Origin of the sequence: Pseudomonas sp. RV120224-01b (assembly GCF_003208145.1) — a bacterium.
Classification (GTDB): Bacteria; Pseudomonadota; Gammaproteobacteria; order Pseudomonadales; family Pseudomonadaceae; genus Aquipseudomonas; species Aquipseudomonas monteilii.
The window spans coordinates 13,167-27,337 of the sequence record NZ_QKMQ01000004.1 but is presented as its reverse complement, the minus strand read 5'-3'; the positions used below and the strand labels follow the sequence as shown (position 1 = coordinate 27,337).

Below are 14,171 nucleotides of genomic sequence, written 5' to 3'. Positions count from 1 at the left end.
CGTGTACAGCCGCCACCCTTCCTGTGGAAACGGAAGCGGCGGTCAACGAGCATTCAGGAGAATCCATGACCGACGAAACCAAAACCACCCCAGGCGTCACCTATTTCTTCCAAGGCGAAGGCCAAACCCATCCGCTGTTCCGCATAGCCGAAGGCATCCCCTGCCGCAGTGCCCGCGAGCAAGCCTCGGAGCTGATGGGTTATGCACGGGACCTGTCGCTGACCGGCTTGATGGATGGCGACCAGCAGATGCTCTGGGCTTCGCACTACTTCTCAGCCATGGCCAAGGCGTTGCTGGATGATGCCGAGTTGGGCTTGATGCGCTGACTTTTGTATGGGCTGTACCCGCCCTTTCGCGGGTGAACCCGCTCCCACAGGTACTGCGCAAGTCATACGGCCAGCATCTGACCCTGTGGGAGCGGCTTTAGCCGCGAAGAGGCCGGCACAGCCCCTACAAATCAATCGTTCATAAAACAGAACGCTAAAGCCAATTTCTGCTGACTACTGCCGTGAAGGTGATGATTTTAATCTGTGCCCATCAACGCGAAACACCCCGAATAGCTGAAAAATTCATAAACCTTAGGAGCACAGACCATGAGCAAATTCACCTATAACCGCCTGAACAAAGACGACGCTGCCGTACTGCTGGTAGACCACCAGGCGGGCCTGCTGTCGCTGGTGCGCGACATCGAACCGGACAAGTTCAAGAACAACGTGCTGGCCCTGGCTGACCTGGCCAAGTTCTTCAACCTGCCGACCATCCTGACCACCAGCTTCGAGCAAGGCCCCAACGGCCCGCTGGTGCCAGAGCTGAAAGCGCTGTTCCCGGATGCGCCTTACATTGCCCGCCCTGGCCAGATCAACGCCTGGGACAACGAAGATTTCGTCAAGGCGGTGAAGGCCACTGGCAAGAAGCAGCTGATCATTGCCGGTGTGGTGACTGAGGTTTGTGTAGCCTTCCCGGCGCTGGCGGCCCTGGAAGAAGAGTTCGATGTGTTTGTGGTGACCGATGCTTCCGGCACCTTCAACGAAATGACCCGCGATGCTGCCCATGACCGCATGAGCCGGGCGGGTGCCCAGCTGATGACCTGGTTTGGCGTGGCCTGTGAGCTGCACCGCGACTGGCGCAACGATATCGAAGGGCTGGCGGCGCTGTGCTCCAACCACATCCCGGACTATCGCAACCTGATTACCAGCTACAACGCACTGACTGCCGAGAAGTAAGGCGGGAGATTGGGTGAGGGCTAACAGGTGCTGCAACTGTTGTGGCGAGCACCTGTAAGCCCTCACACATCCTCAAACCATGCCCCCCACCCCACGTTTCGTCATTAATGCCCCTTTGACTCCCCCGCAACCAGTGCTTCACTGGGTCTCTCAAGCCTACCCGGATCCAGGAGCCCCCGATGAACCTGCACCAGTACGCTGAAACCCACGAAGTCACCAACCAGCCTCCGCCCCTCGACGGCGCCAACCTCTACCGCCTCGACCTGCCGCTGCAGGAATGGTCCCGGCGTTTCGGCGCAGGCTGGGCCGAGTCGCGGATCGACGCCTACGGTGCCCTGGCTGGCGGCCCGCTGATGCAGGCAGGTTTCCTGGCCAACGCACACAAACCGGAATTCATCAGCCACGACCGCTATGGTCATCGCATCGACCTGGTCGAGTTCCACCCCGCCTACCACGAACTGATGCGAACGGCCGTCGAACACGGCCTGCCTTCTTTACCCTGGGCCGAGCCCCGCGCTGGCGCACATGTGGCGCGGGCTTCCATGACCTACCTGCACAGCCAGGCCGAGGCCGGGACCGGCTGCCCGCTGACCATGACCTTCGCCGCCGTGCCGGCGCTGCGCCTGCAGCCCGAGCTGGCCGAATACTGGCTGCCGAAAATCCTGGCCTGTGAATATGACCCGCGCAACATCGGTGACCGGCACAAGGCGGGGGTTACCCTAGGCATGGCCATGACCGAGAAGCAGGGCGGCACCGATGTGCGCGCCAATACCACGCGGGCCTATCCGGTGGGGGCACCCGGCCCGGGCCAGGCCTACGAGCTGGTGGGGCACAAGTGGTTCTGCTCGGCGCCCATGTGTGATGCCTTCCTGACCCTGGCCCAGACTGAAAAAGGCCTGAGCTGCTTCCTGCTGCCGCGCCATCGCCCGGACGACAGCCGCAATCAGTTCTACATCCAGCGGCTGAAGAACAAGCTCGGCAACAGCTCCAATGCCTCCAGCGAGGTGGAGTTCCGGGGGGCGCTGGCGTGGATGATTGGCGAGGAAGGGCGGGGCGTGCCGACCATCATCGAGATGGTGGCCATGACCCGCTTCGACTGCATGGTCGGCTCCAGCGCCTTGATGCGCCAGGCGCTGACTCAGGCGGCTCACCACTGCGCGCACCGCAAGGTCGGTGGCCGGGTGCTGAATGAACAACCGCTGATGCAGAACGTGCTGGCCGACCTGGCCCTGGAAAGCGAGGCCGCGCTGGCCCTGAGCCTGCGCATGGGGCAGGCGCTGGAGCAGCTCGACGACCCGCAGCAGGCGCATTTCGCCCGGCTGGTCACGGCCGTGGGCAAGTACTGGATCTGCAAGCGTGCGCCGGCCATGATCAACGAGGCAGCCGAATGCCTGGGCGGTGCGGGTTATGTGGAGGACAGCATCCTGCCGCGGCTGTACCGCGAAGCACCGGTCAACTCGACCTGGGAAGGCTCGGGCAATGTGCAATGCCTGGATGTGCTGCGGGCGTTGTCGAAGGAGCCGGGCGTGCTGGACGCGTTGTTTGCCGAACTGGGCGATGGGCATGGTGACCCACGGTTGGCCGCGCACATCGGTAACCTCAAGGGGGCGTTTGCCGATACGGGCGACATGCAGTACCGGGCGCGGCAGTTGACTGAAGATATTGCCCTGGCGTTGCAGGCCAAGCTGTTGCTGGAGGCGGGGAATGCGGTGGTGAGTGATGCCTTTATCGGTAGCCGGCTGACAGGTGGTGGCCGGGTGTATGGGGCATTGCCGCGGGGTGTGGATGTGGAGGCTTTGGTGGCAAGAGCAACACCCGTCTGGGAGGGCTGAGTTGGCCTCTTCGCGGGCGCGCCCGCTCCCACAGAAACCGTGCTGATCTCAGGGTTGCGAATATCCTGTGGGAGCGGGCGTGCCCGCGAAGAAGCCAACACCGATCAATGGGGATGTATTTACCCAAGAAGGCAGGCAAGATGGTTCACATGCATGTCCAGACAGGAAGCACAGTGTGAGCCACGCTTTTGTAGTCGTTGATACTCCCGAACAGGCCGTCGACCGTCTGGCGGCCTTGCATGAACAGGCCACCGGGGCCCTGAGCCAGGCCCTCAAGCGTTACCTGAAGGACCGTACCGAGCCAGGCGCCGATGAGCGCGACCTGTTCCGCTACCCGGCACTGCGCCTGACCTACCACAGCCACGGCGAAGTGGCCGCCACCACGCGGGCCTATGCCAAGGTCCAGGTGGCCGGCACCTACAGCGTCACCGTCACCCAGCCAGCGGCGTTCCGTAGCTACCTGCTGGAGCAACTGCGGCCATTGATGCACGACTACACCGTCACGGTAGAGGTCGGCGTCAGCGAGCAGAACATCCCTTACCCCTACGTGGTCGACCAGGGCGACGAGTTGGCCGGTAGCGGTATTACCGCCGCGCAGCTGGCGCGGGTGTTCCCCAGCACCGACCTTTCGGCCGCCACCGACAACATCGCCGATGGCCTGTACGACTGGGACCGTGCCGAAATTTTTCCGCTGGCGCTGTTCGACGCCGCCCGCGTCGACTTCTCGCTGCGCCGCCTGGTGCACTACACCGGCAGCGACTGGCGCCATGTGCAGCCATGGATCCTGCTGACCAACTACCACCGCTATGTCGACCAGTTCATCAGCCATGGCCTGGAGCAGCTGCGTGACGACCCGCGTTTCGTGCGCATGGTGCTGCCGGGCAATGTGGTGATCGAAAAGGGCATGGACCACGGTGAAACCCAGGCGTTGGTGGCCAGCGTGATCTGGCACCGCTACCAGATGCCGGCCTACCACCTGATTGCCGCCGATGGCGACGGCATCACCCTGGTCAACATCGGTGTCGGCCCGTCCAACGCCAAGAACATCACCGACCACCTGGCCGTGCTGCGCCCACACTGCTGGCTGATGATCGGCCACTGCGGCGGCCTGCGGCAGTCGCAAACCATCGGCGACTATGTGCTGGCGCATGCCTACATGCGCCGTGACGGCATTCTCGACCGGGTGGTACCGCCGAACATTCCGATCCCGGCTTTGGCCGAAGTACAGCTGGCCTTGCAGGAAGCGGCAGCCCAGGTCACCGGCGAGCGTGGCGAGCAGTTGAAGAAGCGCCTGCGCACCGGCACCGTGCTGACCTACGACGACCGCAACTGGGAGTTGCGCTGGGCTCAGGAACGCCCGCTCATCAACCTGTCGCGTGCCGTGGCGGTAGACATGGAAAGCGGCACCATTGCCGCCCAAGGGTATCGCTTGCGCGTGCCGTACGGCACCTTGCTGTGTGTGTCTGACAAGCCGCTGCACAGCGAGATCAAGCTGCCGGGCTCTGCCAACGCCTTCTATAACCGGGCGGTCAGCCAGCACCTGAAGATCGGCATCGCCGCGCTCGACTTGCTGCGCACCGAGCTCAACTCGCTGCACTCGCGTAAACTGCGCAGCTTCGATGAGCCGCCGTTCCGCTGAGGATCCATGTCACTGCCACCCCGTAACAAGCCGCGCCGCCCCCAGGCGCGGCCTGCCGCCGGTCCGCGTCGCCAGCCCAAGGCGCCACCGGCCGAGCCGCGTCTGATCCTGTTCAACAAACCGTTCGACGTGCTGACCCAGTTCAGCGACGGCGACGGGCGGGCGACGCTCAAGGACTTCATCGACATCCCGGGCGTGTACCCGGCCGGGCGGCTGGACCGCGACAGTGAAGGCTTGCTGTTGCTCACCAACGATGGCGGGCTGCAGGCGCGCATTGCCGACCCCAGGCACAAGCTGGCCAAAACGTACTGGGTACAGGTGGAGGGTGAACCGAGCGACGAGCAGTTGCAGCGCTTGCGTGATGGCGTGGAGCTGAACGATGGGCCTACCTTGCCCGCCGAGGCACGGTGGCTGGACGAACCCGAGCTGTGGCCGCGCAACCCGCCGGTACGGTTTCGCAAGAGCGTGCCGACCAGCTGGCTGGAATTGGTGATCCGCGAGGGGCGTAACCGCCAGGTGCGGCGGATGACGGCGGCGGTGGGGCTGCCGACCTTGCGCCTGGTGCGGGTGCGGATCGGGGATTGGGCGCTGGATGGGCTGGAGCAGGGCTGCTGGCGAGAGGTCCCGGCGAAATTGCAGCGCTAGCAGGAGCGCAAAGCGCTCCCGGCATTCCTGAGCCTTAGACCCCTTCCAGAAACCCCACCACCACGCTCTTGATGATAAAGGCCAGCACCCCCAGCCCCAACACGAAGAACAGGATCAACGTACCGAACTTCCCGGCCTTGGACTTTTTCGCCAGGTCCCAGACGATGAAACCCATGAAACCGATCAGCACGGTGACCAGGATGATCATCATCCATTCTTCGAATACGGCGGGATCCATCGGTGTTCTCCAGGCAGTCTGAGCAGCCGATTATACGCCGGCTGCCATGGGCAATTAACGCAGGTGGGTCAATGGCATCTCGGTACTGGCCAGCACCTGGTTGAGCACGAAACTCGAACGCACACTGGTAACGCCTTCGATACGGGTCAGGCTGCCTAGAAGCAGTTTCTGGTAGTGGTCCATGTCGGGTACCACCACTTTAAGCTGATAGTCGGCATCCATGCCGGTGACCAGGCTGCATTCGAGCACCTGTGGCAGGTTGCGGATGGCTGCCTCGAAGGTTTCGAAGCGCTCCGGGGTGTGACGGTCCATGCCGATCAGCACGTAGGCGGTCAGGCTCAGGCCCAGTTTTTTGCGGTCGAGCAGGGCTACCTGGCGCGAGATGTAGCCGTCGTCCTCCAGTTGCTTGACCCGACGCGAGCATGGCGAAGGCGACAGGCCGATGCGTTCGGCCAGCTCCTGGTTGGAAATGCGCGCATCGCGCTGCAATTCGGCGAGGATGCTCAGGTCGTAGCGGTCAAGTTTGCTCATGGCATTTGCCTTTTCTGTTCGTATTGCGGCGAATTATCAATCCAGGGTGAAAAATTGCGCAAGTGCTATTTATCCGAGCAATCTTCGCAATCCTCTGCCGCAACCTGTCCGGTATCTTTATCAACAGAATCACTGCCCGGACATCAGTCCACGGCGACGCACCCTAGGCGGGCGGTCGCGGCCAGCCATCCAACAGGATCTGCAGGCCCCCGGGCTACACACCCTCCAGAAGACGGTGTGAGGTGAGCCGGCGCCACAAGTGCCGAGCACGGACGACAATTCCTGAAGGGAGGCCCTGCGGCCTCCCTTTTTTCATGTCTGGAAATTTAATTGGCCTCTGCGACGGGCGCGGTAGACTGGCTGTGGTTGCTGTATTTTCTACCGAGAGGAATACCATGAAGTCGCGCATCTGGCAGTTGGCAGGTGTTGGTTTGCTGGGTTTGAGCATCAGCCTCGGGGCTCTGGCCGAAGGGCCGGGCGAGGGGCATGGCGAACGCGGCCAGCAGGTGCAAGGCGAGGGCGGGCCAGGCCGCTCGCTCAACTCGCGCGATGAAGTGCGCCAGACCCAGCCGCCGCGCCAGGGTTATTACCAGGACATTCCCCATCGCCATGGCGACGACCACCACTGGCAAGCCGGTGGCCCACGGCCCGGCGGTGACTGGCAGGGGCGCCCGGATGGCCATGGCAATGGCTGGGGGCCTGGGCCGCAGTATCGCCCGGGCCACACCATTGATCATTTCCCCGACCGTTACTGGAAAGTGCCCTACCGTGGCGCGGATTACTTCTATTCCGGTGGCTACTGGTACCGCCCACACGGTGGCAGTTACATCGTAGTGGCCCCGCCCTACGGCGTACGGGTCAGTTACCTGCCTTCCTATGCGCGTGAGGTCTGGCTGGGAGGGGCGCTGTTCTTCCTGGTGGCCGATACCTATTACCAGTACCTGGCGGACAGCCAGGAGTACGTGGTGGTCAACCCGCCGGTCGGCGTACCCGCGCCCGCGCCGGTGGCACCGGCAAACGGCGGCTATGACGTGGTGGCTTACCCGATGTATGGGCAGGGGCAACAACAGCAGGACCAGGACCGCTACCAGTGCCATCGATGGGCGGTGAGCCAGTCTGGCTTCGACCCGGCGACGGCGACGTATGCACCACCTGCCAATGTGCTGGACAACTACCGGCGGGCGCTGGGGGCTTGCTTCAGTGGGCGAGGCTACAGCATCAACTGATCGCTATACCGGGTCTGCGTGCACCATCACATCCGCCTGTGGATAACGCTGGCGGATCACCTTTGATGCCTCAACGCACAACCCGTGCGCCTCATGCAGCGGCAACTGCCCCGGCAGCTCCAGGTGCAACTGCACGAACCATTGGTTGCCCGATACCCGCGTGCGCAAGTCGTGTACGCCTTTCACGCCGGGAATGGCCAGTACCAGTGCGGCCATGCCTTCACCAACATCGCCGGGCAGTTCCTTGTCCATCAGGATCGCCGTACTTTCGCGGGCAATCTGCAGCGCGCTCCAGAGGATGTAGCAGGCTATGCCAAGGCCGAACAGCGCATCCAGTTGCGGCCAGCCAAAACGCGCCAGCAACAGGGCCAACAGGATGCTGCTGTTCAGCAGCAGGTCTGAGCGGTAGTGCAGGGAGTCGGCCCGCACGGCGGTGGAGCCGGTCAGGCGAATGACCTTGCGCTGCAATGCCAGCAGGGCAAGGGTCAGCGCCAGTGACAGCAGCATCACGGCAATACCGATACCGGTATCGCCCAAGGGTTGCGGTGTGTGCAGGCGTTCGGCTGCCTGCACGCCGATCAGCACTGCACTGACGGCGATGAACAGCGCCTGCGCCATGCCTGCCAGCGCTTCGGCCTTGCCATGGCCAAAACGGTGGTCGTCGTCGGCCGGTCGCAGGGCGTAATGCACCGCCAGCAGGTTGAGAAACGAGGCAACGGCATCCAGTGCCGAGTCGGTCAGCCCGGCCAGCAGGCTCACCGAGCCGCTCAGCCACCAGGCCAGCGCCTTGCTCAGTACAAGGATGCTGGCCACCGCCAGTGATGCGCGGGTGGCCAGGCGTAGCAGGCGCTGGTGTTCAGCCGGGGTGATCATCCGTGGTCAATGTCCGTGTGGGTTTCAGGCTGCCGGCACCAGGCCAAGGCTGGCCAGTTGCTCGACGCTGCCGCGGTGCTGGATCAGCCTTGGGTCGTTCAGCGGCAGGCGTTGGCCCAGCTCGCTTTCAAGAATGGCCTGCAGCTTCAGGTTGTCGACCTTGCCGTCGGGGCTTACGGCTTCTTGCAGTTTGGCCGGGTCGACCTGGGCGGTGCGGCCACCCGGGTAGTAGATGGCGCCCGTGGCGAAGTCGATGCCGAAAGCGATCAGGCCCGGGATCACGTAGAACAGGATGCCAATGGCGTCCATTGCGGCGACCACAGGGTCGATCTTGCCGCCGATCTGGCCGCGCCGGTCTGGATAGAAAATGGTGCCGCAGGCCGTCAGTTGGGTCAGCAGGGTGGCGATGAGGGCGCCACCGATGACGCGGGTCGAGATGCGCATGTAAATCTCCGAGAAGGTATTCAGCAGGGCAAGCGAAGCGCCTGCGCCTGAAGCTTAAGACCATGATAGAGCAGGCTGGGTTCGCCGTTATACTCGCGAGACTGTTCGAGGACCACCATGATTTCATTACCGATCGATGCCGTCTTGCCCGCCTTGCGCCAAGCCCTGGAAAAACGTGACGAAGCGGTGCTTGAAGCACCACCAGGCGCCGGCAAGACCACCCGCGTGCCGCTGGCGCTGCTGAATGAGCCGTGGCTGGCCGGGCAGACCATTCTCATGCTGGAACCCCGGCGTCTGGCCGCGCGGGCGGCTGCCGAGCGGCTGGCCAGCGAACTGGGCGAGCAGGTGGGCGAGACCGTGGGTTATCGCATTCGCCTGGACAGCAAGGTGGGGCCGAACACCCGTATCGAAGTGGTGACCGAAGGCATCCTTACCCGCCGCCTGCAGGCTGACCCGGCGCTGGAAGGCGTGGGGTTGCTGATCTTCGATGAGTTTCACGAGCGTAGCCTGGATGCCGACCTGGCCCTGGCGCTGAGCCTTAATGGCCGCGAACTGCTGCGTGATGACCCGCCGCTGAAAATGCTGCTGATGTCTGCCACCCTGGAGGGCGAGCGGCTGTCGCGGCTGCTGGACGATGCCCCGGTGGTCCGCAGTGAAGGGCGGATGCACCCGGTGGACATTCGCTGGGGGCGGCCGTTTCAGCCGGGCGAATTCATCGAGCCACGGGTGGTGGACAGCGTGTTGCAGGCGCTGGCAGACCAGGCTGGCAGCGTGCTGGTATTCCTGCCCGGCCAGGCGGAGATCCGCCGGGTGCACCAAAGCCTTCAGGAGGCGCTGGGTGAGCGCCCCGAGATCCTGCTGTGCCCGCTGCATGGCGAACTCGACCTCAATGCCCAGCGTGCCGCCATCGACCCTCCGCCCCAGGGCCTGCGCAAGGTGGTGCTGGCCACGAACATCGCCGAAACCAGCCTGACCATCGATGGCGTGCGGGTGGTGATCGATGCCGGCCTGGCCCGCGTGCCGCGCTTCGACCCTGGCAGCGGTATGACCCGCCTGGACACCCAGCGCATTTCCCGCGCCAGTGCTACCCAGCGCGCCGGGCGTGCGGGGCGCCTGGAGCCTGGTGTCTGCTACCGCCTGTGGTCCGAGGCCCAGCATGACCAGCTGGCCGCCTATGGCAGTGCCGAGATCCTTCAGGCCGACCTGGCCGGCCTGGCCCTGCAACTGGCGCGCTGGGGCGTTACCCCCGAGCAGTTGTGCTGGCTCGACCAGCCGCCGGCCGCTGCATTCGCCCAGGCCCAGGACCTGCTGGCGCGGCTCAATGCCTTCAAGCCCGGCAGCCGTGACAGCCTCAGCGACCATGGCCAGGCCATGGCTGAACTGCCAGCTCATCCACGAATCGCACATTTGTTGCTACGGGGCCAGCACCTGGGCCTGGCACAGATGGCATGCGATGTGGCTGCGTTGCTGGGGGAGCGGGATATCCAGCGGGGCGGTGGCGCCGACTTGCACAGCCGGCTGGCGCTGGTGAGCGGCGAGAGCAAGGCTGCGCGCGGTGGCCAGGGCGGCGTGCAGCGTGCCCGCCAGCTGGCTCGCCAGTACCGCGGCCTGCTGCGTGGCAAGCCCGGGGCTGCGGTCGCCGACCCCGAGCATCCGCGCTGGCTGGGCGCGCTGCTGGCGCTGGCCTACCCCGACCGTGTCGCCCAGCAGCGCCGCGAGGGCGGTGCGGAGTACCGGCTGGCCAACGGCCGTGCAGCGCTATTCGCCGAGGTCGATGCGTTGATGAAGTGCCCATGGTTGGTGATCGCCGACCTGGGGAGCCGCCAAGGGCAGCGCGAAGAGCGGATTTACCTGGCCGCCGAGTTCGATCCAGCCTTGCTCGACGGTGTGCTGGCCGAGCAGGTCGAGCGGGTCGATATCCTGGATTGGGATGAGCGCGAGCAGGTGTTGCGCGCCGAGCGTCAGGTCAAGGTGGGTGAACTGGTGCTCAGCCGTGAGCCGCTGCCGGGGCTGGACGATGACGCCAGGGCAAGGGCGCTGCTTGGCCTGGTCCGGCGTAAAGGCCTGAATCTGCTGACCTGGACCCCGGAGTTGCGCCAGTGGCAGGCACGGGTGGCGCTGCTGCGTCAGCTCGACGTGGAAAAGAATGACCACAGCGAATGGCCCGACCTGGGGGACGAGGCGTTGCTCGCCAGCCTGGAAGACTGGCTGCAGCCTTATCTGGGCAAGGTATCGCGCCTTGGCCACTTCGCCGCACTGGACCTGCCATCGATGCTGCGTAACCTGTTGCCCTGGCCGCTGCCACAGCGGCTGGAAGAACAGGCGCCTGCGCACCTGACCGTGCCGTCCGGCTCCCACATTCGCCTGGACTACAGCGAAAACCCGCCGATTCTCGCCGTGCGCCTGCAAGAGCTGTTCGGCCTTGCCGACACCCCACGCATCGCCAATGGCCGCCAGCAAGTCAAGCTGCACCTGCTGTCACCGGCGCGTCGGCCGGTTCAGGTAACCCAAGACCTGGCCAACTTCTGGCGTACGACCTATGCCGAGGTTAAAAAGGACCTGAAGGGCCGCTATCCGAAGCACTACTGGCCAGACGACCCGCTGGTGGCCGAGGCTACGGCTCGGGCCAAACCTCGGGGTACTTGAGCAATAGAGACAGGCTCAGCCGGATGTGCGTTCGAGGAGGAACATGACTTCCTGGCCTTCGCTGATTCTCAGGTACTCGAAGTTGGGCGTGTGCTCCGAAGGTTCATGATGGGTGCGCACTGCGTGGCCTTGATGATCGCGTATTCGGCACAGCAGGGCATTCTCTGCCCAACGCAACGGTTCAAGTTTGATGTAGTCGGTGACACTGGCGTGTTTATAGAGCCCCAGGTAACCATTGCGGCTGATCCCGAGCTTCTTGTCGTGATCCGCACCACTGCCGGTGATCATGAAATGCAGGCGATCCTCTGTGCTTGATTGAAAGAGGAAGCGGAACACGCAGGCTGGCTGCTGCTTGCCAGTGATCAGCCAGTCACTCTGCCCTGCTATCACTTTACCATCGGCCTCCGTGAAGCGGCTTAGGTATACGGCCTGTTGAGGCCTGTCCGGCATACGGTCAGTCGGGGTGGTTGAGTCGAGTACATGAAGGGTGCCGAGAAAGACTTCGACTTTTTCAGCCCAGTAGTTGGTCATGGGACGCTTCCTGTGGTGGTTTGCAGGCTGTTTTTTCACTCAAAGGCAATGCTTTGGGCAGCCTGCAAACCTTCCACTGTGACCCATCGTACGGTCGATCAGTGGCTTGCTCCCCCCTCCAGCAGCATGAACAGGCGGTACAACACCACGGTACTGAACAGCTGCAGGAAGCCGCTGAGGCTATCCATGGCCAGCTCCATGCCGGGCGATGGCTCGGGGAAGGCCATCAGCAGTAGCCCGTCGATCAACCAGATCGGTGCCAGCACGGCCACCACGCAGATCATGATGCGCATGAAGTGCCCGGTGGTCATGGCTGCGCTTTCGCGCATTGCCTGCACCACGGGGCGGCCACGCAGTACCAGCAGGTACTCGGCGAACACCAGGTTGATCATGATCCACACGCCCGGGAAGATGAACAGCGCAAGGCCCGCCATGATCAGCAGCGAGCTGATGAGGATCAGCAAGGCCAGCTGCGGCCACAGTTGCAGGGCACGGGCGAACAGGTCGCGTTTGGCGATGTCCTGGCCGTTGCTGCGGGTGTGCAGGTAAAGGATCAGCGCGGCGCTGTACAGCGGGTAGAACAGCAGGCTGACCAGCATGCCGTAGGCCGGTGATGCCTGGTCGCCCATCTGCCGGTACAGCAGTTGGGTGAGCAGGGCTTCCAGCACCACCAGCGGCAGGCACAGCTGGAGGATGTTCGGCAGGTGGCGGCGGAAGAAGTACAGGGAGTCGCGCAGAACGCTCAGCGGATTCATCAGTCAACATCGCATGGCAGTTAAAACAGGGGCCTAACTTTAGCCCAAAGCGGGCTTGCGGCTGTCACTTGCTGAAAAAAGTTTCACCGCAGCGGTGATTGAATCCCGCGCCGGTACGCCCCATCTTTGACGCTGTCCGTTGTCCCGCTACCCCACGAGGTCGCCCCATGAACACTGAAGAACAAACCCTGATCGACGGCCTGTTCGGCCGTATCAAGCAAGCCGAAGACCCGAGCCAGCCGCGTGACGCGCAGGCCCAGGCGTGCATCGAGCAACACCTGCGCCAGCAGCCGGCGGCGCCTTACTACATGGCCCAGGCCATCCTGGTGCAGGAGGCGGCAATCAAGCGCCTCGACGAGCAGAACAAGCAACTGGAAGCCGAGCTGAAGCAGGCCCGTGCCCAGGCTGAGGCTGCACAGGCCAGCAGCAGTGCACAGAGCACTGGCGGTGGTGGTTTCCTGTCCAGCATCTTTGGCTCGGGTGGGCGCAATGCGGCTCCGGTCGCGCAGCCACAACAACGCCCTTCGGCGCCCCCCGTAGCATCCGGCGGTGGCTGGCGTGAGCCTTCGGCGCCGGGCTTCTCCCAGCCTCAAGCGCAGCAGCCTGGCTTTGGTGCGGCACCGGCGCGCAGTGGTGCCAGCAGCTTCCTTGGCGGCGCCATGCAAACGGCGGCCGGTGTGGCCGGTGGCGTGTTGCTGGCGCAGGGTATCAGCAGCCTGTTCAACCACAACTCGCAGCCGGAAGAGGTGGTCGAGGTGATCAAGGAAGAGCCGACACCGGCCAGTGACAGCGGCGGCTGGAACGACCAGGGCGGGCAGCAGCAAGTGGCTGACAACGGTGGTTGGGGCAATGACCAAGGCGGTTATGCCGACACCGATTACGGCAGCGATGATGGCGGGTTCTTCTCGGACGACGATTCGTACGTCTGACAGGTCTGGCATACTGCTGGCATTTTTGGGGGCGCGGTGCGCCCCTTTCGCGACGCAAGGCCGCTCCCACAGGTAAAGTGCAGGTTTCAGATGCATTGCCCTACCTGTGGGAGCGGCCTTGTGTCGCGAAAGGGCTGCAAAGCAGCCCCAGGATCCCAGACCAGACACGAGGTTCCCAGGTGAAAAAGATCGCGCTGTTCGCCGATGTGCAGAACCTCTACTACACCGTGCGCCAGGCCCATGGTTGCCATTTCAACTACACCGCGTTGTGGGCCGACGTCAGCCGTGAAGGCCAGATCGTCGAAGCCGTGGCCTATGCCATCGACCGTGGCGACAGCAAGCAACAGCAGTTCCAGCAGATCTTGCGCAACCTCGGTTTCGATGTGCGCCTCAAACCCTTCATCCAGCGCAGCGATGGCTCGGCCAAAGGCGACTGGGATGTGGGTATCACCCTGGATGTAATCGATGCAGCCAGCCGGGTCGACCAAGTGGTGCTGGCCTCTGGCGATGGTGACTTCGACCTGCTGCTGGAGCGGGTGATCCAGCGCCATGGCACCGAGGCTGTGGTGTATGGCGTGCCCGGGCTCACCGCCTTGTCGCTGATCCGCGCCGCCACCCGTTATGTGCCCATCGAGGGTAAGCTATTGCTCAAACATTGA

General features: G+C 63.7%; 15 protein-coding genes. 9 read left to right on the top strand and 6 right to left on the bottom strand.

The features are described from left to right. The first annotated feature begins 65 nt into the window (after nucleotides 1-65). The 5 genes from N436_RS08455 (at nucleotide 66) to N436_RS08430 (ending at nucleotide 5,339) form a co-directional block, all read left to right on the top strand. Nucleotides 66-326, top strand: coding sequence for a DUF3077 domain-containing protein (locus N436_RS08455; protein ID WP_105946257.1), 261 nt, complete (start codon nucleotides 66-68; stop codon nucleotides 324-326). Between the two features lie 267 nt (nucleotides 327-593). Next, nucleotides 594-1,223: an isochorismate family cysteine hydrolase YcaC gene (gene ycaC / locus N436_RS08450; protein ID WP_105946256.1), complete on the top strand. Its 630-nt coding sequence runs from the start codon at nucleotides 594-596 to the stop codon at nucleotides 1,221-1,223. 179 nt (nucleotides 1,224-1,402) lie between these two features. Beyond that, nucleotides 1,403-3,055, top strand: a complete 1,653-nt coding sequence (locus tag N436_RS08445; RefSeq protein ID WP_105946255.1) for an acyl-CoA dehydrogenase family protein — start codon at nucleotides 1,403-1,405, stop codon at nucleotides 3,053-3,055. Nucleotides 3,056-3,230: 175 nt separating this feature from the next. After that, nucleotides 3,231-4,694 (top strand): AMP nucleosidase, encoded by a 1,464-nt coding sequence (gene amn, locus N436_RS08435; RefSeq protein WP_060498500.1) that lies wholly within the window; start codon nucleotides 3,231-3,233, stop codon nucleotides 4,692-4,694. A gap of 6 nt (nucleotides 4,695-4,700) precedes the next feature. Beyond that, nucleotides 4,701-5,339, top strand: coding sequence for a pseudouridine synthase (locus N436_RS08430; RefSeq protein WP_110740797.1), 639 nt, complete (start codon nucleotides 4,701-4,703; stop codon nucleotides 5,337-5,339). A 34-nt stretch (nucleotides 5,340-5,373) separates the two neighbouring features. On the opposite strand, the gene N436_RS08425 is transcribed toward N436_RS08430, so the two are convergent. Next, nucleotides 5,374-5,577 carry a DUF2788 domain-containing protein gene (locus N436_RS08425; RefSeq protein ID WP_003249787.1) on the bottom strand — a complete coding sequence of 68 codons (204 nt, stop codon included), beginning with the start codon at nucleotides 5,575-5,577 and terminating at the stop codon, nucleotides 5,374-5,376. 54 nt (nucleotides 5,578-5,631) lie between these two features. Then, entirely contained in the window at nucleotides 5,632-6,108 is a 477-nt protein-coding gene (locus N436_RS08420; RefSeq protein ID WP_016712159.1) for an Lrp/AsnC family transcriptional regulator, read from the bottom strand. 395 nt (nucleotides 6,109-6,503) lie between these two features. Between N436_RS08420 and N436_RS08415 the strand changes: the two genes are divergently transcribed. Next, nucleotides 6,504-7,334, top strand: coding sequence for a DUF6515 family protein (locus N436_RS08415; protein WP_105946252.1), 831 nt, complete (start codon nucleotides 6,504-6,506; stop codon nucleotides 7,332-7,334). Nucleotides 7,335-7,337: 3 nt separating this feature from the next. Here the strand turns inward: N436_RS08415 and N436_RS08410 are convergent, their stop codons facing one another. Together N436_RS08410 and N436_RS08405 are read right to left on the bottom strand one after the other, a co-directional pair. Continuing rightward, nucleotides 7,338-8,207, bottom strand: coding sequence for a cation diffusion facilitator family transporter (locus N436_RS08410; RefSeq protein WP_105946251.1), 870 nt, complete (start codon nucleotides 8,205-8,207; stop codon nucleotides 7,338-7,340). 24 nt (nucleotides 8,208-8,231) lie between these two features. After that, entirely contained in the window at nucleotides 8,232-8,651 is a 420-nt protein-coding gene (locus tag N436_RS08405) for a hypothetical protein (RefSeq protein ID WP_016712156.1), read from the bottom strand. Between the two features lie 117 nt (nucleotides 8,652-8,768). Between N436_RS08405 and hrpB the strand changes: the two genes are divergently transcribed. Continuing rightward, nucleotides 8,769-11,297 carry an ATP-dependent helicase HrpB gene (gene hrpB, locus N436_RS08400; RefSeq protein ID WP_110740796.1) on the top strand — a complete coding sequence of 843 codons (2,529 nt, stop codon included), beginning with the start codon at nucleotides 8,769-8,771 and terminating at the stop codon, nucleotides 11,295-11,297. A gap of 15 nt (nucleotides 11,298-11,312) precedes the next feature. Here hrpB and N436_RS08395 read toward each other — a convergent pair whose 3' ends face one another. Together N436_RS08395 and N436_RS08390 are read right to left on the bottom strand one after the other, a co-directional pair. Beyond that, on the bottom strand, nucleotides 11,313-11,828 hold the full coding sequence (locus N436_RS08395; protein ID WP_105946220.1) for a hypothetical protein: 516 nt from the start codon (nucleotides 11,826-11,828) through the stop codon (nucleotides 11,313-11,315). A 98-nt stretch (nucleotides 11,829-11,926) separates the two neighbouring features. Further along, entirely contained in the window at nucleotides 11,927-12,583 is a 657-nt protein-coding gene (locus N436_RS08390) for a YciC family protein (RefSeq protein ID WP_105946219.1), read from the bottom strand. Between the two features lie 167 nt (nucleotides 12,584-12,750). On the opposite strand from N436_RS08390, the gene N436_RS08385 reads away from it, so the two are divergent. Together N436_RS08385 and N436_RS08380 are read left to right on the top strand one after the other, a co-directional pair. Then, nucleotides 12,751-13,512 carry a DUF2076 domain-containing protein gene (locus N436_RS08385; RefSeq protein WP_105946218.1) on the top strand — a complete coding sequence of 254 codons (762 nt, stop codon included), beginning with the start codon at nucleotides 12,751-12,753 and terminating at the stop codon, nucleotides 13,510-13,512. A 179-nt stretch (nucleotides 13,513-13,691) separates the two neighbouring features. Next, nucleotides 13,692-14,171 carry an NYN domain-containing protein gene (locus N436_RS08380; RefSeq protein ID WP_016489324.1) on the top strand — a complete coding sequence of 160 codons (480 nt, stop codon included), beginning with the start codon at nucleotides 13,692-13,694 and terminating at the stop codon, nucleotides 14,169-14,171.

Bases quoted from the DNA above. Each gene is read 5' to 3' on its own strand.
- N436_RS08455 (WP_105946257.1), top strand. From the start codon at position 66: ATGACCGACGAAACCAAAACCACCCCAGGCGTCACCTATTTCTTCCAA.
- ycaC (WP_105946256.1), top strand. From the start codon at position 594: ATGAGCAAATTCACCTATAACCGCCTGAACAAAGACGACGCTGCCGTA.
- N436_RS08445 (WP_105946255.1), top strand. From the start codon at position 1,403: ATGAACCTGCACCAGTACGCTGAAACCCACGAAGTCACCAACCAGCCT.
- N436_RS08430 (WP_110740797.1), top strand. From the start codon at position 4,701: ATGTCACTGCCACCCCGTAACAAGCCGCGCCGCCCCCAGGCGCGGCCT.
- N436_RS08425 (WP_003249787.1), bottom strand. From the start codon at position 5,577: ATGGATCCCGCCGTATTCGAAGAATGGATGATGATCATCCTGGTCACC.
- N436_RS08420 (WP_016712159.1), bottom strand. From the start codon at position 6,108: ATGAGCAAACTTGACCGCTACGACCTGAGCATCCTCGCCGAATTGCAG.
- N436_RS08415 (WP_105946252.1), top strand. From the start codon at position 6,504: ATGAAGTCGCGCATCTGGCAGTTGGCAGGTGTTGGTTTGCTGGGTTTG.
- N436_RS08410 (WP_105946251.1), bottom strand. From the start codon at position 8,207: ATGATCACCCCGGCTGAACACCAGCGCCTGCTACGCCTGGCCACCCGC.
- N436_RS08405 (WP_016712156.1), bottom strand. From the start codon at position 8,651: ATGCGCATCTCGACCCGCGTCATCGGTGGCGCCCTCATCGCCACCCTG.
- hrpB (WP_110740796.1), top strand. From the start codon at position 8,769: ATGATTTCATTACCGATCGATGCCGTCTTGCCCGCCTTGCGCCAAGCC.
- N436_RS08395 (WP_105946220.1), bottom strand. From the start codon at position 11,828: ATGACCAACTACTGGGCTGAAAAAGTCGAAGTCTTTCTCGGCACCCTT.
- N436_RS08390 (WP_105946219.1), bottom strand. From the start codon at position 12,583: ATGAATCCGCTGAGCGTTCTGCGCGACTCCCTGTACTTCTTCCGCCGC.
- N436_RS08385 (WP_105946218.1), top strand. From the start codon at position 12,751: ATGAACACTGAAGAACAAACCCTGATCGACGGCCTGTTCGGCCGTATC.